The sequence below is a fragment of the Mumia sp. zg.B21 genome, from assembly GCF_019550855.1.
Lineage (GTDB): Bacteria > Actinomycetota > Actinomycetes > Propionibacteriales > Nocardioidaceae > Mumia.
The window spans coordinates 342,547-362,646 of sequence record NZ_JAHWCJ010000001.1 but is presented as its reverse complement, the minus strand read 5'-3'; the positions used below and the strand labels follow the sequence as shown (position 1 = coordinate 362,646).

Here is a 20,100-nt window from a genome sequence, read left to right as displayed (position 1 = left end):
GCGCCGTCGCTCAGCCGCCGGAGGTTGCGTCCTCGGCGGCGGCGTCGATGTGGGTGACCTCGCGCGAGGTCAGCCAGCCGTCGGGCAGGGCGACCCGCTTCGGGCTCCCCTGCCGCCCGCGCGGCTTGCCGAGCTCGGCGACCGGGTACGGCTCGTCGTGGTCGAGGTCGGCGAGCAGCGCGTCGAGGGCTCCCAGCGAGCTGATCGTCGCGAGCGCGTGGCGCATCTCGCCCCCAGCCCGGAAGCCCTTGAGGTACCACGCGATGTGCTTGCGGAACTCGATGCACCCGCGCTCCTCGCCCATGTCGGCCGAGAGCAGCTCGGCGTGCCGCCGCATCCACCCCGCGACCTCTCCGAGCGACGGCATGGCCGTGTCCTGCTCGCCGGCGAACGCCGCCGCGAGATCGCGGAACAGCCACGGGCGCCCGAGGCAGCCACGCCCCACCACGACGCCGTCGGCGCCGGTCTGCTCCACCATCGCGAGCGCGTCGGAGGCCTCCCAGATGTCACCGTTGCCGAGCACCGGGATGTCGACGGCCTGCTTGAGCGTGGCGATCGACTCCCAGTCGGCACGGCCGGAGTAGTGCTGGGCCGCCGTACGGCCGTGCAGCGCGATCGCGGCGCACCCGGCCTCCTGGGCGATGCGTCCGGCGTCGAGGTAGGTCAGGTGGTCCTCGTCGATGCCCTTGCGGGTCTTCATCGTCACCGGCACGCCGTACGGTCGCGCGGCACGGACGGCCGCGGTCAGGATCTCGCCGAGCAAGGTCGACTTCCACGGCAGAGCGGCACCGCCACCCTTGCGGGTCACCTTGGGGACAGGACAGCCGAAGTTGAGGTCGACGTGCGCGACGCCGTACTCGTCGCAGAGGATCTGCACCGCGCGGCCGATATAGACGGGGTCGATGCCGTACAGCTGGACCGAGCGCACCGACTCCGCCGCGGCGAAGCTCAGCATCCGCAGGCTGATCGGGTCGCGCTCGACGATCCCGCGCGAGGTGATCATCTCGCAGACGTAGAGACCCGCGCCCTGCTCCGCGCACAGCTGCCGGAAGGCGGCGTTGGTGACGCCGGCCATCGGGGCGAGCACGACCGGTGTCGCGACCTCGAGGTCGCCGAGGCGCAGCGACGGGCGTACGGGAGCGGTCGTGGGCATGACGTCCATTCTCCCAGGCGCGGTCAACCGACCCGAGCGGCCAGGCACCGCCGGGGCGTCGTGGGCGTCCTCAGGACGCGTAGGTCTCCAGGAAGCGCGCGATCCGGCCGACGGCGTCCTCGAGGTCCTCGAGCCGAGGCAGCGTGACGATCCGGAAGTGGTCCGGCGTCGGCCAGTTGAACCCGGTCCCCTGGACCACGAGCAGCTTCTGCTCCCGGAGCAGCTCGTAGGCGAACTTCTCGTCGTCGGCGATCGGGTACATCTGCGGGTCCAGCCGCGGGAACATGTAGAGCGCACCCCTCGGCTTGACACAGCTGACGCCGGGGATCGCGGTGAGCAGCTCGTACGCCCGGTTGCGCTGCTCGAGGAGCCGTCCGCCCGGCAGCAGCAGCGCGTTGATCGACTGCCGACCCCCGAGCGCGGTCGCGATCGCGTACTGGGACGGCACGTTGGGGCACAGCCGCATGTTGGCCAGCATGTTGAGGCCCTCGATGTAGCTGCGCGCATGGTGCTTCGGGCCGGTGATCATCATCCAGCCGCTGCGGAAGCCGGCGACGCGGTACGCCTTGGAGAGGCCGTTGAAGGTGACGCAGACGATGTCGTCGGCCACCGACGCCATCAAGGTGTGCTCGGCGTCGTCGTACAGGATCTTGTCGTAGATCTCGTCGGCGTAGACGATCAGCTCGTTCTCGCGCGCCACCTGCGCGATCTCCTCCAGCACCTGCGGTGCATAGACGGCACCGGTCGGGTTGTTGGGGTTGATCACCACGACGGCTTTGGTGCGGTCGGTGACCTTGGAGCGCAGGTCGTCGAGGTCTGGGTTCCAGTCCGAGGCCTCGTCGCACCGGTAGTGCACCGCGGTCCCGCCGGCGAGGCTGACCGCGGCGGTCCACAGCGGATAGTCCGGCATCGGCACGAGCACCTCGTCGCCGTCGTCGAGCAGCGCCTGCATCGCCATCACGATGAGCTCGGACACGCCGTTGCCGATGTAGACGTCCTCGACGTCGACGTCGCAGACGCGCTCCTCGTAGTGCTGCACGATCGCCCGGCGCGCGGGCATCAGGCCCTTGGAGTCGCTGTATCCCTGGGCCTGGTGCAGGTTGGCGATGATGTCGACGAGGATCTCGTCGGGTGCCTCGAACCCGAACGGCGCGGGATTGCCGATGTTGAGCTTGAGGATGCGGTGGCCCTCGTCCTCGAGGCGCCTGGCCTCCTCGAGAACCGGTCCTCTGATGTCGTAGAGGACGTCGGCCAGCTTCGTGGACTGCATCACCTCGCGCATGGGCCAAGCATGCCAGCGTGCCTCAGCCGACGGGCCAGGAGACCGGGCTGGCGAGATCGGACGTCCGTACCTGCACCGACTGCAGCGTCGCACCCTTCGGTACGAGCAGCACGAAGCAGCCCTTCCACGTCGCGCCCGGCTCGAAGGCCTTCGGCAGCGCACCACCCGCACAACGCTTGTACGGCTCGCCCCTGAACGTCGTCGGGGGGAAGTAGGCCGGTGTCGAGTCGAACCCGTACACGGGGACCGCGGCGCCACCGAGCGGGTCAGGACCGTCGTTGCGCACCTGGACACCGACGTAGTACGGGGTGGAGGTCGCCGACACCGGGTCGAGCACGTATCCCGCGAGGTCCGCGATCTTCCCCGGCTTCACCGACGAGACGGTGACCGTGATCGCGCTCGCCGCCTCGCCGACGGGATAGCCGACCGTGGCGGGCTTGCCCAGCGCGACCTCCGCCCCGGCCTCGGTCAGCTCCACTCCGTCGGGGAGCTCCACCGCGGACGACGGCTCCGGCGTCGCGTCGGCCGACCCCTCGTCGTCGCCGCCGCTGCACCCTGCGAGGACCAGCCCCACGGCGACGGCCAGGGCGACCAGGCCGCCGCCCCGGGCCGTACGTCGTGTCATGCGCCGATCAGCCGCGCCGCGAGGTACGCCGGGACCTGGTCGAGCGCGACGCGCTCCTGCGTCATCGTGTCGCGCTCACGGATGGTCACCGCGTTGTCATCCAGGGTGTCGAAGTCGACGGTGATGCAGAACGGCGTGCCGATCTCGTCCTGGCGGCGGTAGCGGCGGCCGATCGCGCCGGCGTCGTCGAACTCGACGTTCCAGCTCTGTCGCAGCTCCGCGGCGAGATCGCGGGCGGCGGGGCTCAGCCGCTCGTTGCGCGAGAGCGGCAGCACCGCGGCCTTGACCGGCGCGAGGCGCGGGTCGAGCGCGAGCACGGTGCGCTTGTCGACACCGCCCTTGGCGTTGGGCGCCTCGTCCTCGCGGTAGGCGTCGACGAGGAACGCCATCATCGACCGGTTCACGCCCGCTGCGGGCTCGATGACGTACGGCGTCCAGCGCTCACCGAGCTCCTGGTCGAAGTAGGAGAGGTCGTTGCCCGAGTGCTTGGAGTGGGTGCCGAGGTCGAAGTCGGTGCGGTTGGCGACACCCTCGAGCTCGCCCCACTCCGAGCCGGCGAAGCGGAAGCGGTACTCGATGTCGACGGTGCGCTTGGAGTAGTGCGACAGCTTCTCGGCCGGGTGCTCGTAGAGCCGGAGGTTGTCGGCGGCCACCCCCAGGTCGGTGTACCAGCGCATGCGCTCGTCGATCCAGTACTGGTGCCACTCCTCGTCGGTGCCGGGCTTGACGAAGAACTCCATCTCCATCTGCTCGAACTCGCGGGTGCGGAAGATGAAGTTGCCGGGCGTGATCTCGTTGCGGAACGACTTGCCGAGCTGGGCGATGCCGAATGGCGGCTTCTTGCGGGCCGCGGCCATCACGAGCGCGAAGTTGACGAAGATGCCCTGAGCCGTCTCGGGACGCAGGTAGTGCATGCCCTCCTCGGAGTCGACCGGACCCAGGAAGGTCTTGAGCAGACCGGAGAACTGGCGCGGCTCGGTCCACTGACCACGGGTGCCGCAGTGGGGGCACACGACCTCGGCCATCGGCACGTCGTCAGGGTTCTCGATGCCCTTCTTGGCCGCATACGCCTCCTGGAGGTGATCCTCACGGAACCGCTTGTGGCAGTGCTGGCACTCGATCAGCGGGTCGGTGAAGACGTCGACGTGGCCCGACGCCTCCCAGACCGGGCGCGGCAGGATCACGGACGAGTCGAGGCCGACGACGTCGTCGCGGCGCTGGACCATCGCCCGCCACCACTGGCGCTTGATGTTCTCCTTGAGCTCGACGCCGAGCGGACCGTAGTCCCAGGCGGAGCGCGTGCCTCCGTAGATCTCGCCGCTGGGGAACACGAAGCCCCGGCGCTTGGAGAGGCTGACGACGTTGTCGATCACAGAGGCAGGCACAGGTGTGCTCCGTTTCCGGCTGGGTGTCGGCGGGCATGGGCGGTGCGCCGTGGCGGACCGCGCCCGAGTTGGCCGCTCCAGGCTACTCCCTCGCCGCTGACGGACGAGGGGCGCCTCCGAGCCCTACTCGCGTCCCGCGGAGACCCAGGTGGGGTCCGCGGAGCGGTCGCCGACCACGGCGGACGAGACGTCGTCCAGCATGGCCAGCGAGGCGGCGTCGAGGCGCACGGACACGGCACCGACGTTCTCGTCGACACGCTCGGGCCGGCGCGTCCCCGGGATGGGCACGATCGGGAGGCCGAGGCGTCGCCCGTGCTCGTACAGCCAGGCGAGAGCGACCTGGGCCGGTGTCGCGCCCACCTCGTCGGCGACCCGGCGGACGGTCTGGACCACGACCTGGTTGGCGTCGAGCGCCTCCGCCCCGAACCGAGGGAAGGTGTGCCGCATGTCGCCGTCGGGCAGGACGTCGACGGAGCCCGCGAGGAACCCGCGTCCGAGCGGCGAGTACGGGACGAAGCCGACGCCCAGCTCGATCGCCGCAGGGACGACATGGCGCTCGACGTCGCGGCTCCAGATCGACCACTCGCTCTGCACGGCCGCGACCGGGTGCACGGCGTGGGCACGACGCAGCTCGTCGGCGGTCACCTCGGAGAGTCCGAGGTGACGCACCTTCCCCTCGTGCACGAGCTCGGCCATCGCGCCGACGGTCTCCTCGATCGGGACGTCGGGGTCCACGCGGTGCAGGTAGTAGAGGTCCACGACGTCGGTGCCGAGCCGCGTCAAGGAGGCCTCCAGGCACTCACGGACGTACGGCGCGTCGCCCCGGACGACGCGCTCGCCCGTGGTGATGTTGCCCGACACGCCGAACTTCGTCGCAAGCTGCACCTCGTCGCGGCGCTCGGCGAGCAGCCGGCCGATCAGCTCCTCGTTGGTCCCGTTGCCGTAGACGTTGGCGGTGTCGACGAAGGTCACGCCGAGATCCACGGCGTGGACGAGGGTCGCGAGCGCGGTGTCGGGGTCCGTCCCGCCGTACACCGCGGTCAACGCCATCCCGCCGAATCCCTGCGCGCTGACCCGCAGTCCGTCACCCAGCTCGATGCTCATGAGGCTCATGCCTGCCGCCAAGGCGTCGCGCTGCTCACCTATTCCCGAGCGGCGGCGTGGCGTCACCGGCCACGTCGGCGATGTCGTCGTACGCGTCGGTGTAGGCCGCGGGCTCCTCGAGGGCCAACGCGTAGGGGGCGGCGGTGGCGACCTTCACGTCGTAGGCCGACAGCGCTCGACGGTAGGCCCCGACGCCCTCCCAGCGCGTGGTGAGCGTCCACAGCGTCGCGTCGTCGAGGTTGCGCCCGACGAAGGCGTCGACGAGGCCGGGGCGGGTTCGAAACGCCTCGACGACGGCGCTTAGATCGTCGGCGAAGACGTCGGCGCGTGCGGAGGGGACGCGGAACCGTGTGATGACCAGCACGCGCGCAGCGTATCCAGCGCCTCACCCGTACGGCAGGATGACGCCATGAGCGACCTGTTCGAACGGCTCCAGAGCTCCCGGGGCGCACGCGTCGCCGTCCCCGTCGCGGGGGCCGCGCTCCTCGTGGTCGGGCTGGCGGCAGACCCGTGGATCGGGGTCCCGGCCCTGCTGCTCCTCATCGTCTTCGTCGGATGGATGGCGTTCCGGTCCCCCGCTCAGGACAGCGGACTCGCTCGCCTGAGGATGCTGGTCCTCGGCATCCTGGTCGCGCTCACGGTGGGCCGGTTCGTGACGGCGATGCTCGGGTGAGACGAGGCCTGCAGCAGAATCCGTTTTGAGAATGGTTCCCAACTGCAATAGGCTCTCCCTCATGCTCCGCCTCTTCTCGGCCCGTCGTCGGCTCTGCGCCCTCGCCGTCGCTCCGCTCGTCCTCGCTCTCGCCTCGTGCGGCGGTGACGACGCCGGCGGGTCGGACGACCCCGTCAAGGTGGTCGCCGGTGCGTACCCGTTCGCGTACGTGGTCGAGCAGATCGGGGGCACGATGGTGGACGTGGACAACCTGACGCAGCCGGGCGTCGAGCCGCACGACGTCGAGCTCACCGCCAAGCAGATGGCGGCGGTGACCGACGCCGACCTCGTCGTGTTCCTCCACGGCTTCCAGCCGCAGGTCGACGAAGCCGTGGACCAGAGCGGCCTGCCCGACGAGGCGCGGCTCGACGTGGCCGACGTCGTCGAGCTCCTCGGCGTGACCGACGACGACCACACCGTCGAGGAGGGGGGCAAGGCAGACGATGACCACGCGACGGGTGACCACGAGGGCGAGGACCCGCACGTGTGGCTCGACCCCGAACGCATGAGCGAGATCGCCGACGCCGTCGCCGAGCGGCTCGCCGAGATCGATCCCGACAACGCCGACGCCTACCGCACGAACGCCGGCGCGCTCGACACCGAGCTCACGGCTCTGGGCACCGAGTTCGACGAGGGCCTCGCGCAGTGCGAGACCCGCACGTTCGTCACCAGCCACGCGGCCTTCGGCTACCTGGCCGACGCCTACGACCTGACGCAGGTCGCGATCGCCGGGATCGAGCCCAACACCGAGCCCACGACGCAGCAGCTCGCCGACATCGCCGACCTGGTCGAGAGCCAAGGCGTCACCACCGTGTTCACCGAAGAGCTCACCAGCCCGCGCACGGCGGACACGATCGCCCGCGAGAGCGGGGCGACCACCGCCGTGCTCTCCCCCATCGAGGGACTCACCGACGACGACAGCGACGACACCTACCTGACGCTCATGCGTCAGAACCTCGCCGCCCTGCAGAAGGCGAACCGCTGCTCATGACAGCCTCCGCCTCCACCGATCCGCTCACCATCGACGACGTGCACGTCGTCCTGGGAGGACGCGAGGTCGTGCGCGGTGTCTCCCTCGCCGTCCACGAGTCGGAGTTCGTCGTGCTGCTCGGCAGCAACGGCTCGGGCAAGACGACCCTGATGCGGGCGGCGATGGGCGTGATCCCGATCGCGGCAGGCGAGGTCCGGCTCTTCGGCACCCCGCTGCGGCGGTTCCGCGACCGTCAGCGCATCGGCTACGTGCCGCAGCGGTCCACCGCGGCGGCCGGTGTGCCGTCGACGGTCCGCGAGGTCGTGATGAGCGGTCGCCTCTCGCGGCGACCGTTCGCCGGACTCTCCTCCCGCGAGGACCGTCGCAGTGTCGCCGAGGCGATCTCGCTCGTCGACCTGGAGGGCTATGCCGACGAGCCGGCCAGCGAGCTGTCGGGCGGACAGCAGCAGCGCGTGATGATCGCCCGCGGTCTGGCCTCGCGCCCCGACCTCCTGGTGATGGACGAGCCCACCGCCGGGGTCGACGCCCGCAGCCAGCTTGCGCTCGCGGAGCTGTTCGCGCGGCTCCTGGGCGAGGGCCGTGCGATCTTCATGATCGCGCACGAGCTGGGACCGTTCGAGCCCATGATCGACCGGGCCGTCGTCCTGCGCGCGGGCCGTGTCTCCTACGACGGTCCGTGCTCTGGCGGCGACCCCGCCGCAGCCGCCGAGCCGCACAACCAGCACCATCCGCACCTGGTCGCCCCTCAGCCGCGGACCGGGATCGACGAGTCGGGGGTGTGGCCGGCGTGATCGACATCCTCTCGTACGACTTCATGCGACAAGCACTGCTCGCCGCTGTCATCACCGGCCTGACGGCGCCGGCGATCGGCATGTACCTCGTGCAGCGGCGCCTCGCGCTCCTCGGCGACGGGATCGGCCACATCGCCCTCACCGGAGTCGCCGCCGGCCTGCTCACCAACACCCAGCCGCTGCTCACCGCCGTCGTCGTGAGCATCTTCGGCGCCGTCGCGATCGAGCTGCTGCGCACGTACGGCCGCACGAGCGGCGACGTCGCCCTCGCGCTGCTGTTCTACGGCGGGCTGGCCGGCGGCGTCATGCTGACCAACCTCGCCGGCGGCTCGGCAGCAGCGCTCAACAGCTACCTCTTCGGGTCGATCACGACCATCGGCGCCGGCGACCTCGTCATCGTCGGCATCCTGGGGGCGGTCGTCCTCCTGCTCGGGATCGGCCTGTCGCCGCAGCTGTTCGCGGTGTGCCAGGACGAGGAGCACGCGCGCGTCTCCGGCGTGCCCGTGCAGGCGTACGCCCTGCTGATCGCCGTGCTCGCGGCGGTGACGGTCACCGTGTCGATGCGGACCGTCGGGCTGCTGCTGGTCTCGGCGCTCATGGTGGTGCCGGTCGCCGCGGCGCAGCAGGTGAGCCGCAGCTTCCGCGGCACGTTCCTCCTCGCGATGGTGATCGGCACCTTCGCCGCCGTCGCGGGCCTGCTCGGCAGCTACGAGATCAACACCCAGCCCGGCCCGACCATCGTCATCGTCGGCCTCGCCGTGTTCCTCGCCGTGGCGGTGGTGGGGCACCTCGCACGCTCCTGGCGACGGCGGGGCCGCCCGGCGCACGACCTCGCGGAGGAGGCCGCATGACCGAGACGCCTGTGCGTACGACGCGCCAGCGGCGCGCCGTGGCCGCTGTGATGGCCGACCTCGACGGCTTCGCGAGCGCGCGCGAGATCCACGACGCGCTGCGTGACCGCGGCGAGTCCGTCGGGCTGTCGACGGTCTACCGCAACCTCCAGGCGCTGGTCGACGCCGAGGAGGTCGACCAGCTGCGCAGCGACGACGGCGAGGTCCTCTATCGCCGGTGCATGACCGACCACCATCACCACCACCTCGTCTGTCGTGAGTGCAACCGCACGGTGGAGGTCCAGGGCCCGGCGCTGGAACGGTGGGTCGAGCAGGTGGGTGCCGAGAACGGGTTCCGGCAGATGTCGCACACCCTCGAGATCTTCGGGACCTGCGACCAGTGCGCCTGAGGCTCGACGAGCGCGACTGGCGCGAGCGGGCGCAGCGTCACCGCGCCCGGGTCGAGCCCTACGTCACCGGCCGGGTGCGACGCCGGCAACGCGGTGAGAAGCATCCGGTCGACGACTTCCTCTTCGAGTACTACGGCTACTCCCCCGCTCGGCTGATGCGCTGGCACCCCGGCGCGGGCGTCGTGCTCGGCGGTGACGCGTCGGAGTACGCGCAGCTCGGGACGTACCGCACGTACGACGACGGCGTCGGCGCCGACCTGGGACGGATCGCCGGCCGACGGGACGGCTTCGAGTGGACCCGCGGTCTGCTCGCGCTCACGGCCTCGCGTCCGGGCCGGACCGACTGCTTCGGTCTGCACGAGTGGGCCATGGTCTATCGCCAGGCTCCCGACGAGGTCCGCCATGCGTCGTGGCCCCTGCGCCTGGGCACGGCTGGGACCGATGCCGTCGTCGAGGCCCACCAGCTCCGGTGCACCCACGTCGATGCCTACCGGTTCTTCACGCCGGAGGCGGCACCCCGCAACGCGTCGTCGCCGAGCCGTGAGACCCAGCGCGCCATGGAGCAGCCGGGCTGCCTGCACGCCAACATGGACCTCTACAAGTGGGCCATGAAGCTCGTGCCGTACGGAGACTCCGACCTGCTGGTCGACTGCTTCGCGCTGGCCCGTGACGTGCGCGAGCTCGACATGCGCGCCGCGCCGTACGACCTCTCCGCGCTGGGCTGCACGCCGGTGCCGATCGAGACGCCCGAGGGCAAGGCCGAGTACGTACGGCTCCAGCGCGCGCACGCCGAGCGCGCGGCCGGTCTGCGCGCGCGTCTGCTCGCCGACTACGACCGCGCGCTCGCCGCAGGCGCCCAGACACGCTGAGCGTCTCCTCGCGGAGAGGCACGCGGGTGGAGGGCCGCCGTCTGCCCTCCACCCGCACTCTCCCAGGGTGACCCGCCAGGGCGGGTCGTCGAAGAGTTGCGGTCACCTTGACGGCAACCGCGCCGACGTCCCAGCGGTCGAGAATGCTGCGCCGAGGAGCCCGCTGACGCTAAGGTCGCTCTAGTCACCTAACTTTATCCACTTAAGTGGCTCCGCGATGACGCCGTGACGAAACGAGGGCTCGTGAAGACGTTCCAGCAGGACAGCTCGACCGCCGGGCTCGTGCTTCGCACGGTTCTCCACCACGGGGTCGCCTTCCGGGACCAGATCGCGGACTCCACCGGTCTGAGCGCCGCGACCGTCGGTCGGCAGGTCACCGCCCTGGCACGGCGCGGGCTGCTGCGCGAACGCCCCGACTGCACGCGCAGCGGGCACGTCGGGCGACCGAGCATCCCGGTCGAGGTCGACGACAGGCGCCTGTCGGCCGGCGCCGTCCACATCGGGCGGCTGGTGACCACCGTCGCCCTGACCGACCTCCGGGGACGGGTCCTCGGCATCGCCCATCTCCCGACCCGGGGCAGCGACCGCGACCTCGCTACCGTCGCCGCTCGTCGTCTGGTCGGGCTCCGGGCCGGCATCGGCGACCGCACGCTCGTGACCGCGGCCGTCGTCGCACCGTGGGAGGCGCTGGACCGCTCACCGATGGTCGCCGGGCGTGCGCTGCGCGACGTCACCGCGCTGCCCACCGCCACGGCCGACCACGTCGCCGCGGTCGCTGCGGCCGACCTCCTGTCGTCGCCGGAGCACGCCCAGGGCACGACGGTCTACGTCTACGCACGAGAGACCGTGGGCGTGGCCACGGTGCATGACGGCGCCGTCCCGTCGGGCGGACGCCGGACCGGCAGTGTCACCCACCTGCCCACCACCTCCGACGCCCCCTGCTCCTGCGGGTCACGCGGCTGCCTCGGCGCCACCGTCGCCGCGATCGGGCCGGCCGCGCACGCCGCGGGCATCGTGACCCGGCCCGACGTCGAGCTGGTGCACGCCGCGGGGCTCAGCGGGGACGCGACGGCGCACGCGCTGCTCATGGCGCGGGCCGACCACCTCGGGCGGGCGGTGGCGATCGTCCGCGATCTCCTCGACCCCCACAGGGTGGTCCTGGCCGGGCAGGCATTCACTGCCTATCCGCCCGCGGCGCCGGTCGTCCTCGACGCGTTCCGCCGGACGACCGGCCTCGGTCCGGTCCCGATCTCGCTCTCGCGGTTCGGCGCCGAGGTGCAGGCGGCAGCCGCGGGTGCCATCGCGCTCGGGCCGGTCTACCGCGACCCGATCGCGGCCCTCGACCGCTACGAGCGGCTCGCCCAGCGCTCCCTCGGCACGCGCCGCTCCCGACCGACGGGCCCCACGGCGGCCCGCGCCGGCGGGACGGATGCCCGGCTCCAGACTGCCTGACTCGGGATACGTTCCGGATATCGCACCGCGACGCGGGCGGCCCCGACGTCTACCATCCGAGGGGCGAGACGCAGTGTTCCCTGCCAGGCTGATCGTGCGGGAAGATCGCCGCACTCACCAGCCCGAGGAGCGCCATGTTCCGTCAGACCGCGATAGGTATCGCAAGCCTTGCCACCATCGCCGCCGTGACCGCCCCGGTCGCCCCGGTCAACGCCACATCCGAGCCCACCGTCGCGTCGCCCCAGATCACCGCGAAGCACTGGGACAGCGTCCGCGACTTCGCACGCGGCACCTGGGAGGGCGTGATCCCCGCGCTCGACGGGAGCCTCGTCATCAGCCCCAGGTCGAAGCGGACGACCACCTACGCCGACCCCTTCGCGGCCGGCACGGAGAAGTCGTACGTGTACGGACGCTGGACGTCCCCGGTCGTCACGCCCGGCTACGCGATCGACGAGTCGATCACGTCCTGGAACGCGCGGACACCGACCGGCACGTTCGTCGAGACCACCTTCCGCGGCAAGCTGCCCGACGGCACGTGGACCAAGTGGTACGTGATGGGCCGCTGGGCCTCCGGCGACGACTTCGCGGCCGGCGACATCCACCGGACGTCGGTCGACGGCCAGGGCGACACCAACGCCAACATCTGGACGGACACGTTCTCCGCCCGCACCGGCCGAGAGCCGGTCGCCTACCAGACGCGGGTCACGCTGCTCCGTCCTGAGGGCACCCGGAAGTCCCCGCGCCTCGACGGGGTCACGACCATGACCAACGAGCTGCTCGCCGGAGACGACGGGGTCACGAGCGACTTCACGCTCGGCCGCCACGTCGAGCTGCCCGTCCCTCGGTTCTCGCAGAACATCCACAAGGGCGAATACCCCGAGTTCGGCGGCGGCGGCCAGGTCTGGTGCTCGCCCACGTCGACGACGATGGTGCAGTACTACTGGGGCAAGCGGTACCAGGTGCCGCGCCGAGAGCTCGCTGACATCGTCGCTCCCAACGGGGACCCCCAGGTCGACTACGCCGCGATCAAGACGTGGGACTACACCTACGAGGGTGCGGGCAACTGGCCGTTCAACGCGGCGTACGCCCACACCTTCGGGCTCGACACCTTCGTCACCCGACTGCGGTCGCTCGCCGAGGCAGAGCGGCTGGTCGCGGCGGGGATCCCGGTGATCACGTCGCTGTCGTGGGACCTCGACGAGATGCCCGAGGCGGGCTACGAGACCAACGGCCACCTGATGGTGCTCATCGGCTTCACCGCTGACGGCGACCCGATCCTCAACGACCCTGCGTCGAGCAGCAACGAGGCCGTCCGCAACGTCTACACCCGCGAGAACTTCGAGAAGGTCTGGCAGGACTCGACCGGCGGAGTCTCGTACCTGTACCGGCCGCCGGGCAAGCGGCTGCCGGGTGGCGCGACCAACTGGTGACACGCTGACGCAGGACCCGACGATCACGCAGTACGGGGTGGTCGTCGGGTCCTCTCGTCGGTGCTGACGTCAGCCGTGGTGGCGCAACCCGTACGTGAACGCGTCGAGCAGCGCCTCCCACGACGCCTCGACGATGTTGTGCCCCACGCCGACCGTGGTCCAGGTCGATCTGCCGTCGGTGGTGCTGAGGAGAACCCTGATCCTCGCGTCGGTCCCGCCGGCCTCGTCGAGGATGCGCACGCGGTAGTCGTTCAGCCCGAACGTCGACACATCAGGGAACGCCTGCTCGATCGCCGTACGCAGCGCATGGTCGAGCGCTGAGACGGGACCGTTGCCCTCGCCGGTCACGACGTACCGACGGCCGCCCGCACGCAGCTTGACCGTCGCCTCCGATGGTGCCTCCTCCCCCGCCGCGTGGTGCGACTCGGTGATCACGCGCCACGACTCCACGTCGAAGTAGGAGGGCCGCCGGCCCTCGACGAGCTCGGCCAGCAGCAGCTCGAACGACGCGTCGGCCGCCTCGAACGTGTAGCCGGCCTGCTCACGCTCCTTCACGACCTCGGTCACGCGCACCAGCATCGCCGGGTCGTCGGCGAGGTGGAAGCCGAGCTCCTTGCCCTTGAGCTCGATCGTCGCCCTGCCGGCCATCTCTGAGACGAGGAGACGCATGTCGTTGCCGACGAGCTCGGGATCGATGTGCTGGTAGAGGTCGGGGTCGACCCGGATCGCGCTCGCGTGCAGGCCCGCCTTGTGCGCGAAGGCCGAGACGCCCGTGTACGGCTGCCGCGCGCCGGGCGGATAGTTGGTCACCTCGGCGATGGCGTGGGCGATGCGGGTCGCCTCCCGCAGCGAGCCCCGTGGCATGACCTTCTGACCCAGCTTGAGCTCGAGGTTGGCGACCGACGTGACGAGGTCGGCGTTGCCGGTCCGCTCGCCGTACCCGTTGATGCAGCCCTGCAGGTGCGTGGCACCGGCCTGGACGGCGGCCACCGAGTTCGCCACCGCGCAGCCGGTGTCGTTGTGGGCGTGGATGCCCAGCCGCGCTCCCGTGGTCGCGGCGACGTCGGAGACGATCTCGCCGACCCAGTGCGGCAGCATGCCGCCGTTGGTGTCGCAGAGCACGACGACCTCGGCGCCCGCCTCGGCGGCCGCGCGGACGACCTCCAGCGCGTAGGACCGGTTGGCGCGGTATCCGTCGAAGAAGTGCTCGCAGTCCAGGAAGACGCGCTGCCCCTCTGAACGCAGGTGGCGCACCGTGTCGCGGACCATCGCGAGGTTCTCCTCCAACGTGGTCCGCAGCGCGAGCTCGACATGGCGGTCGTGACTCTTGGCGACGAGCGTCACGACCGAGGCGCCCGAGTCGCGCAACGCCCCGACGAGCGCGTCGTCGCCCGCGGCAGACCCGGCACGGCGGGTCGCCCCGAAGGCGGCGAGCGTCGCGTTCTGCAGCGACAGCTCCGTCCGCGCGCGGGCGAAGAACTCCGTGTCCTTCGGGTTCGAGCCCGGCCAACCGCCTTCGATGTAGCCCACGCCCAGCTCGTCGAGGTGGCGCGAGATCACGAGCTTGTCGGCGACGGACAGGTTGAGACCCTCCTGCTGGGCGCCGTCGCGCAGGGTGGTGTCGTAGACGTGGAACGTGGGGTCGGGTGCGGTGCTCATGGTGGAACTTCCTCGCGCGCGGGACAACAAAAAAGCCCCTCGGAGTACGAGAGGCTGCGCGTCGGACCCGGATCGCGGGTCAGACGCGCTGATGAATGATCACGAGGGTCATGTGATGCATGGGCCCCACTCTAGACTGAGAGAACCATGACTTCCAGCGCAGCCTCAATGCCCACGATCAACCGCGCCGTGCGGCTCGCCAGCCGACCGCACGGCGAGCCCACGTCGGACAACTTCGTCCTCGACGACGAGCCGACGGCCGAGCCGGGCCCCGACGAGCTGCTCCTGAGGACGATCTACCTCTCCCTCGACCCCTACATGCGCGGTCGGATGTCGGAGGCCGAGTCGTACGCCGTCCCGGTCCCGGTCGGCGGCGTGATGGAGGGCGGGACGGTGTGCGAGGTGGTCGCCACCCGCAGCGACCTGTACGAGGTGGGCGACATCGTCCTCGCCCACACCGGCTGGCAGCAGTACGCCGTGGCCTCCGACAAGGCCGTACGTCGGATCGACCCGGCACGCGCCCCCATCACGACGGCGCTCGGCGTGCTCGGGATGCCCGGGTTCACTGCGTACGCCGGCCTGCTGGTGATCGCCGACCCACAGCCGTCCGAGACGGTCGTGGTCGCCGCGGCCGCCGGACCGGTCGGCTCAGCGGTCGGCCAGATCGCAAGGATCAAGGGCGCGCGCGCCGTGGGGATCGCCGGCGGACCGGACAAGGTCGCATATGTCAAGGACGAGCTCGGCTTCGACGAGGCGATCGACCACCGCGCACCCGACTTCGTCGACCAGCTCGCCGCCGCGACTCCCGGGGGCATCGACGTCTACTTCGAGAACGTCGGGGGCAAGGTCTTCGAGGCGGTGCTGCCACGCATGAACGAGTTCGGTCGCATCCCGGTGTGCGGCCTCGTCTCGCAGTACAACGCGACGGGCACCCCCGAGGGCCCCGACCGGCTGCCCGCCCTCATGAACCGGATCCTCGTCCGCAGCCTCACCGTCCGCGGCTTCATCCAGCGCGAGTTCGTCAGGCTCCACTACCGCCGGTTCCAGGAGGAGATGGGCGACTGGGTCGCCCAGGGCAAGATCCGCTACCGGGAGCATGTCGTCGAAGGACTGGACAACGCGCCCGACGCCTTCGTGGGGATGCTCAAGGGCACCAACTTCGGCAAGCTCCTGGTGCAGGTCGGCTCGGACCCGACGACGTCGTGACGCGGCCCGTCCCGATCCCCCGCGGGGTCGCCGCGCTGTACGTCGTCCTCACCGACGAGCCGCTCGAGTCCGACTCCCCCGCTCCTCCGCTGCCGCCTGTGAGCCTCCTGCTCGCCCGGGGCTCGAGCCCCAAGGCGGTCCGCTACGCCGAGTCCTTGACGTACGCGACCGCCGTGTCCGCGGAGTCCGACGTCTCCGAGGCGTTGGAGGTGCAGCGACGCACCCAGGCCGAGGCGCGGGCGCTGGCCGCCGAGCACGTCGGCATCGTGGTGGACGCGGCCGTTCCCCGCCTGCTCGGACCCGAAGCGCCGCACCCCGAGGTGCTAAGGATCAGCGAGTGGTTCGTCCTGGAGCGTCCCGACGAGTCGACGACCACGACCCACGGCCTGGCGAGGTTCGGCCTGCCGGAGCTCGTGGTGCCGGACGCCGACCCCGATGCCCTGCCGATGTACGACGCGGTGCTCACGGGGATCGCCCAGCGTGTGACCGAGGAGTGGCCCGACAACGACCCGGTGGGGCCGGCCACCATCACGCTGCGCGACGTCGCCCGTGGCTACGGTGACGCCGGCGCCGGCGGCGACGACCCGACCCTCGCACGACGTGTGGACGTGACGCTGGCCTACGACGCCGACCGTGACCTCCTGGTGGTCACGCTGCACGACGACCCGGCTAAGGCTCTCTTCTCGGCGTGACGGCTCGCCCCAGGTCGGTCCCGAGGAGCCGGCCGAAGGTGAGTGCGGGGGTGACGAGCATCCCCGAGCAGAAGCTGTTGCCACAGGTCGCGCCCGCGCCGATGACCTCGCCGACGGCGTACAGCCCGGGGATCGGGTTCCCCGACTCGTCCCGGACCGCGAGGGATGTGTCCACGTCCAGGCCCTGGAAGGTCACCAACGTGATCGCGTGGTTCCGGACCGCGTAGAACGGCGGAGCGGCGATGGGCGCCGGGAGGAACGTCCGCCCGTGCGCCGGGTCGTGCCCGCTCGCGACCGCCTCGTTGTAGGTGCCGACGGTCTCGCGCAGGCCGGCGGCGTCGATGCCTGCGAGGTCCGCGAGATCTTCGAGGGTGTCGGCGGCATGCAGGCCGGGACGGGTGTTCATCATCGCGCGGACCTCGTCCGGCTCCTTGCCGACGACCATCTGCTGCGTCGTCCCGGACGCGGCCGACAGCGCCACGTCGTCGAAGACCGTCCAGAAGGTCTGGTCGGTGACCTCGGCGAGCGCGCGTTCCTTGAGGTCGATCGACCCCTCGTCCTCGGCCACCCACCGCCGACCGTGCCGGTCGACGTAGATCTCCCAGGGGGGACGCTCGCTGGTGAGCCGCTGCCGGTCGGACCAGTTGGCGCGCCCGGGGGTACGGGGATCGGGGAGTCCGCCGAACGTGGGAAGAGAGGTGCCCTGTCCCTGCAGCCGCGCGCCGACCGACATCCCCAGGTGGAGTCCGTCGCCGGTCGCGGTGCGCGCCGCGGCCGAGACCAGCGGTGCGCCCTCGAGCTCGGCGAAGAGGTCGGGGTCGGCGCCGTAGCCACCGGTCGCGAGCACCACGGCGGCGGCCGACACCGCGACGTCCCGACCCTCGCGATAGACGTCGACCCCGACGACGGCCCCGGACTCGTCGGTCAGGATCTCGGTCACGGCCGCGTTCGTCCACAGCACCAGGCCCTGCTCGGCGCACGCACGCTCCAGCTCGGGCCTGAGCACGTCGAGGACCGACACGCCCTCGTCGGTGCCGTAGCTGGTCCGCGGCGTCTCGTACGGCTCGTGCCCGTAGATGATCCGCGGTGTCTCGGGCGCGAAGGCGAAGCCGTGGTCGTCGAGCCAGTCGAGGGTCGCCGGAGCCTCGCGGGCGACGATCTGGACCAGATCGTCGCGCGCCGTCCCGCTGCTGATGCGGCGGATGTCGGCCAGATGTGCCTCGGGGCTGTCCTCGATCCCCCGCTCGCGCTGGCGGCGGTAGCCACCGGCCGCCATGTGTCCTCCGCTGAGGTGCAGCGTGCCGCCGATGCGGGTGTCCTTCTCCACGAGGAGCACACGGGCGCCGGCGTCAGCGGCATGGACGGCGCAGGGGATGCCCGCGGTCCCGGCACCCACGACGACCACGTCGAACGTCTCGTTCATGCCTGGTCTCCCTGGACCTCGATCACCAGGTGCGGCACTCCCGACGGAGGGTGGACCACCGCCGCCCGCGTCTCGCCGAACGGCGCGAGCGTCAGACCGACCGTCTCCCCCGCCAGCACGCCCGCACGGTCTCGCACGCCGTCCAGGTCGCCGGTGACGACCACCGCACCGAGCAGGCCGCGGCGTGGGGGGACGGCGCGCCCCCGCAGCGACGCACCCGCCTCCCCACCGCGCTCGACCACGTACCTGACCAGCCCGATGTACGGCTCGTCGGCGGCGGTCCCGACACAGCAGCCCTCCATCCTGACCCGCGTGCCAGCACCCACCAGGTCGGCGACGGACGCGCCGTCGACGACGTACTCGTGCACGACCTTCCAGCCGAAGACGTCGGCACAGAAGGCCGCGGCCGCGTCGACGTCGCTCACGGGCGCGGTGATGCCGAGGACCTCGCTGACCGCCCTGTCGGTCACCCGTACGTAGGGATCGAGCGCTCCGGGCGCGCCGCCGAGCAGGGCCACCGTGAGGGTGTCGGCGCCTCGGACGTGTGCTTCTCTCAGCCCGGTGCCTGCCATGTCGTACTCACCGTCCGGCGCCGTCACGTCGAAGCCGGCCGCCGCGGCCTGGGCGGCCGCCGCCGCGAGGTCGGGCGCGTGGAAGTCGATGACCTTGAACGCGTCGCGGTCCAGCGGCGCAGCGGGATCACGGACCGTCTCGTCCGAGGGCGCCTCGAACCGGCACACCACGGCTCCCGCGACGGCTCCAGGAGTCTGCAGCGCCACGACGGAGGTCTCCCCCGCTCCGGCGCCGAGGAGGACGCCCGCGTCACGCGCGCCGAGCACGGTCTCTCCCCGCTCCTCCATCCCGAGCACGGACACGAAGAGGCGGCGCTGCGCGTCGAGATCGCGCGCGGAGACGAGCGGACCGAAGAGGTGGGAGTCCGACGGTGGCACCGGCGCTCCTTCCGACGCGGCGTGCCGACCGAAGGGATCCGTCGTCACACCTGATGGAATGGTGTTCCATTATGGCTCAACACACTTTCACCGAGGAAGAGGCCCTCCGATGACTGCACCCCGCCACGTCGACGCCGTCGTGCTGCGCCGCCGCCCCAGCGGACTCCCCCGGCCGGACGACCTCGCCCTCTCCGAGGTCGAGGTTCCCACACTCGGTGACGACGAGGTCCGCGTCTCGGTGCTCGACCTCTCGCTCGACCCCTACCTCCGCTCGACGCTGGCGGGACGGCACCTCGACGACGCCCCCGTCGCCGTCGGCGACGTCGTCCCCGGTCGTTCCGTCGGGCGCGTGCTCGCGTCGCGCGCCGCCGACATCCCCGAGGGAGCGCTCGTGCTGGCCGAGACCGGCTGGCGGGCCGAGGCCGTCGTCGCCGCGAAGCAGACCACACTCGTCCGTGTGCCCGCTGGGGTCCCCGCCTCCGCCGCGCTCGGCGCACTCGGGATGCCGGGGCTCACCGCGTACGCCGCGATCGTCCGACACCTCACACCTCGGCCCGGCGAAACCGTGGTCGTCGGCGCGGCGACCGGGGGCGTCGGCTCTGTCGCCGGGGCGCTGGCCCGCGACCGTGGGGCGCGGACGGTGGCGATCGTGGGCGACGACGACAAGGCGGCGGACGCGATCGACCGGCTCGGGTACGCGGCGGCGGTCGTCCGCGGGCGCGACGGCTGGGAGGACGCGCTGGCAGCGGCGTGCGCGGACGGCATCGACGGCTATCTGCACATGGGCGACATGCCGACGCTGCACGCCGTGGTGCGCCGGCTCGCGCCGCACGCGAGGGTCTCGCTGTGCGGGCTCATGGACCAGTACAACGACGGGCCTCCCACGACGCTGCCCGTCGCCGCGATCATCATGGCGCGCGCCACGGTGCACGGGATGGTCGTGTACGACCACGGCGACCTCGTCGGCGCCCAGCTCGCCGAGGTCGCGGCACTGCTCGCCGACGGATCGCTGACGCTGCACGAGGAGCGCCACGAGGGTCTCGCCTCCGCGCCCGCGGCGTTCGCCCGGCTGATGGCCGGCCGCAACCGCGGCAAGGTCGTCGTCACCGTCGGACGCTGACGTCGTACGGCGAGGT

20 protein-coding genes are annotated in these 20,100 nt (G+C 71.4%); 11 read left to right on the top strand and 9 right to left on the bottom strand.

The features are described 5' to 3' along the window. Positions 1-10 precede the first annotated feature (10 nt). The 6 genes from dusB to KV100_RS01860 form a co-directional block, all read right to left on the bottom strand. Complete coding sequence (gene dusB / locus KV100_RS01885) at positions 11-1,153, bottom strand: tRNA dihydrouridine synthase DusB (RefSeq protein ID WP_220341213.1); 1,143 nt, start codon at positions 1,151-1,153, stop codon at positions 11-13. 70 nt (positions 1,154-1,223) lie between these two features. After that, on the bottom strand, positions 1,224-2,435 hold the full coding sequence (locus KV100_RS01880) for a pyridoxal phosphate-dependent aminotransferase (RefSeq protein ID WP_220341212.1): 1,212 nt from the start codon (positions 2,433-2,435) through the stop codon (positions 1,224-1,226). A gap of 22 nt (positions 2,436-2,457) precedes the next feature. After that, complete coding sequence (locus KV100_RS01875) at positions 2,458-3,060, bottom strand: hypothetical protein (protein WP_220341211.1); 603 nt, start codon at positions 3,058-3,060, stop codon at positions 2,458-2,460. Further along, positions 3,057-4,445, bottom strand: coding sequence for a glycine--tRNA ligase (locus KV100_RS01870; RefSeq protein WP_220341210.1), 1,389 nt, complete (start codon positions 4,443-4,445; stop codon positions 3,057-3,059). The genes KV100_RS01875 and KV100_RS01870 overlap by 4 nt, the downstream gene beginning before the upstream one ends. Positions 4,446-4,568: 123 nt before the next feature. Beyond that, positions 4,569-5,558 (bottom strand): aldo/keto reductase, encoded by a 990-nt coding sequence (locus KV100_RS01865; RefSeq protein WP_220341209.1) that lies wholly within the window; start codon positions 5,556-5,558, stop codon positions 4,569-4,571. 25 nt (positions 5,559-5,583) lie between these two features. Beyond that, positions 5,584-5,913: an antibiotic biosynthesis monooxygenase family protein gene (locus tag KV100_RS01860; protein ID WP_220341208.1), complete on the bottom strand. Its 330-nt coding sequence runs from the start codon at positions 5,911-5,913 to the stop codon at positions 5,584-5,586. A gap of 45 nt (positions 5,914-5,958) precedes the next feature. On the opposite strand from KV100_RS01860, the gene KV100_RS01855 reads away from it, so the two are divergent. The 8 genes from KV100_RS01855 to KV100_RS01820 all read left to right on the top strand — a co-directional run bounded on the left by KV100_RS01855 (position 5,959) and on the right by KV100_RS01820 (position 13,034). Next, complete coding sequence (locus KV100_RS01855) at positions 5,959-6,222, top strand: hypothetical protein (protein WP_220341207.1); 264 nt, start codon at positions 5,959-5,961, stop codon at positions 6,220-6,222. 61 nt (positions 6,223-6,283) lie between these two features. Beyond that, complete coding sequence (locus KV100_RS01850) at positions 6,284-7,252, top strand: metal ABC transporter substrate-binding protein (RefSeq protein ID WP_220341206.1); 969 nt, start codon at positions 6,284-6,286, stop codon at positions 7,250-7,252. After that, on the top strand, positions 7,249-8,043 hold the full coding sequence (locus tag KV100_RS01845; RefSeq protein WP_220341205.1) for a metal ABC transporter ATP-binding protein: 795 nt from the start codon (positions 7,249-7,251) through the stop codon (positions 8,041-8,043). The genes KV100_RS01850 and KV100_RS01845 overlap by 4 nt, the downstream gene beginning before the upstream one ends. After that, on the top strand, positions 8,031-8,894 hold the full coding sequence (locus KV100_RS01840; protein WP_301021742.1) for a metal ABC transporter permease: 864 nt from the start codon (positions 8,031-8,033) through the stop codon (positions 8,892-8,894). The genes KV100_RS01845 and KV100_RS01840 overlap by 13 nt, the downstream gene beginning before the upstream one ends. Continuing rightward, positions 8,891-9,283: a Fur family transcriptional regulator gene (locus KV100_RS01835; RefSeq protein WP_220341204.1), complete on the top strand. Its 393-nt coding sequence runs from the start codon at positions 8,891-8,893 to the stop codon at positions 9,281-9,283. The genes KV100_RS01840 and KV100_RS01835 overlap by 4 nt, the downstream gene beginning before the upstream one ends. Continuing rightward, on the top strand, positions 9,274-10,152 hold the full coding sequence (locus KV100_RS01830) for a 3-methyladenine DNA glycosylase (protein WP_220341203.1): 879 nt from the start codon (positions 9,274-9,276) through the stop codon (positions 10,150-10,152). The genes KV100_RS01835 and KV100_RS01830 overlap by 10 nt, the downstream gene beginning before the upstream one ends. Positions 10,153-10,395: 243 nt before the next feature. Further along, complete coding sequence (locus KV100_RS19985; protein WP_220341202.1) at positions 10,396-11,604, top strand: ROK family protein; 1,209 nt, start codon at positions 10,396-10,398, stop codon at positions 11,602-11,604. A 134-nt stretch (positions 11,605-11,738) separates the two neighbouring features. Continuing rightward, positions 11,739-13,034 carry a C39 family peptidase gene (locus tag KV100_RS01820; protein ID WP_220341201.1) on the top strand — a complete coding sequence of 432 codons (1,296 nt, stop codon included), beginning with the start codon at positions 11,739-11,741 and terminating at the stop codon, positions 13,032-13,034. A gap of 69 nt (positions 13,035-13,103) precedes the next feature. On the opposite strand, the gene cimA is transcribed toward KV100_RS01820, so the two are convergent. Then, a complete protein-coding gene (gene cimA / locus KV100_RS01815; RefSeq protein WP_220341200.1) occupies positions 13,104-14,693 on the bottom strand; it encodes a citramalate synthase in 1,590 nt (529 codons plus the stop codon). A gap of 147 nt (positions 14,694-14,840) precedes the next feature. On the opposite strand from cimA, the gene KV100_RS01810 reads away from it, so the two are divergent. Both KV100_RS01810 and KV100_RS01805 read left to right on the top strand, forming a co-directional pair. Continuing rightward, the gene (locus KV100_RS01810; protein ID WP_255561125.1) at positions 14,841-15,899 is read left to right on the top strand and encodes an NADP-dependent oxidoreductase; all 1,059 of its coding nucleotides are present in this window, start codon (positions 14,841-14,843) and stop codon (positions 15,897-15,899) included. Next, positions 15,896-16,591, top strand: coding sequence for a hypothetical protein (locus tag KV100_RS01805; RefSeq protein WP_220341199.1), 696 nt, complete (start codon positions 15,896-15,898; stop codon positions 16,589-16,591). The genes KV100_RS01810 and KV100_RS01805 overlap by 4 nt, the downstream gene beginning before the upstream one ends. Here the strand turns inward: KV100_RS01805 and KV100_RS01800 are convergent. Continuing rightward, complete coding sequence (locus KV100_RS01800) at positions 16,569-18,014, bottom strand: FAD-dependent oxidoreductase (RefSeq protein WP_220341198.1); 1,446 nt, start codon at positions 18,012-18,014, stop codon at positions 16,569-16,571. The genes KV100_RS01805 and KV100_RS01800 overlap by 23 nt on opposite strands. Further along, on the bottom strand, positions 18,011-18,964 hold the full coding sequence (locus tag KV100_RS01795; protein WP_220341197.1) for a hypothetical protein: 954 nt from the start codon (positions 18,962-18,964) through the stop codon (positions 18,011-18,013). The genes KV100_RS01800 and KV100_RS01795 overlap by 4 nt, the downstream gene beginning before the upstream one ends. Positions 18,965-19,073: 109 nt before the next feature. On the opposite strand from KV100_RS01795, the gene KV100_RS01790 reads away from it, so the two are divergent. Beyond that, positions 19,074-20,084 (top strand): NADP-dependent oxidoreductase, encoded by a 1,011-nt coding sequence (locus KV100_RS01790; RefSeq protein WP_220341196.1) that lies wholly within the window; start codon positions 19,074-19,076, stop codon positions 20,082-20,084. The last annotated feature ends 16 nt before the right edge of the window (positions 20,085-20,100 follow it).

Excerpts from the sequence above, each read along its gene's own strand:
- KV100_RS01865 (WP_220341209.1), bottom strand. The coding sequence starts at position 5,558 with ATGAGCCTCATGAGCATCGAGCTGGGTGACGGACTGCGGGTCAGCGCG.
- KV100_RS01855 (WP_220341207.1), top strand. The coding sequence starts at position 5,959 with ATGAGCGACCTGTTCGAACGGCTCCAGAGCTCCCGGGGCGCACGCGTC.
- KV100_RS01835 (WP_220341204.1), top strand. The coding sequence starts at position 8,891 with ATGACCGAGACGCCTGTGCGTACGACGCGCCAGCGGCGCGCCGTGGCC.
- KV100_RS01875 (WP_220341211.1), bottom strand. The coding sequence starts at position 3,060 with ATGACACGACGTACGGCCCGGGGCGGCGGCCTGGTCGCCCTGGCCGTC.
- dusB (WP_220341213.1), bottom strand. The coding sequence starts at position 1,153 with ATGCCCACGACCGCTCCCGTACGCCCGTCGCTGCGCCTCGGCGACCTC.
- KV100_RS01880 (WP_220341212.1), bottom strand. The coding sequence starts at position 2,435 with ATGCGCGAGGTGATGCAGTCCACGAAGCTGGCCGACGTCCTCTACGAC.
- KV100_RS01845 (WP_220341205.1), top strand. The coding sequence starts at position 7,249 with ATGACAGCCTCCGCCTCCACCGATCCGCTCACCATCGACGACGTGCAC.
- KV100_RS01790 (WP_220341196.1), top strand. The coding sequence starts at position 19,074 with ATGACTGCACCCCGCCACGTCGACGCCGTCGTGCTGCGCCGCCGCCCC.
- KV100_RS01850 (WP_220341206.1), top strand. The coding sequence starts at position 6,284 with ATGCTCCGCCTCTTCTCGGCCCGTCGTCGGCTCTGCGCCCTCGCCGTC.
- KV100_RS01810 (WP_255561125.1), top strand. The coding sequence starts at position 14,841 with ATGACTTCCAGCGCAGCCTCAATGCCCACGATCAACCGCGCCGTGCGG.
- cimA (WP_220341200.1), bottom strand. The coding sequence starts at position 14,693 with ATGAGCACCGCACCCGACCCCACGTTCCACGTCTACGACACCACCCTG.
- KV100_RS01800 (WP_220341198.1), bottom strand. The coding sequence starts at position 18,014 with ATGAACGAGACGTTCGACGTGGTCGTCGTGGGTGCCGGGACCGCGGGC.
- KV100_RS01820 (WP_220341201.1), top strand. The coding sequence starts at position 11,739 with ATGTTCCGTCAGACCGCGATAGGTATCGCAAGCCTTGCCACCATCGCC.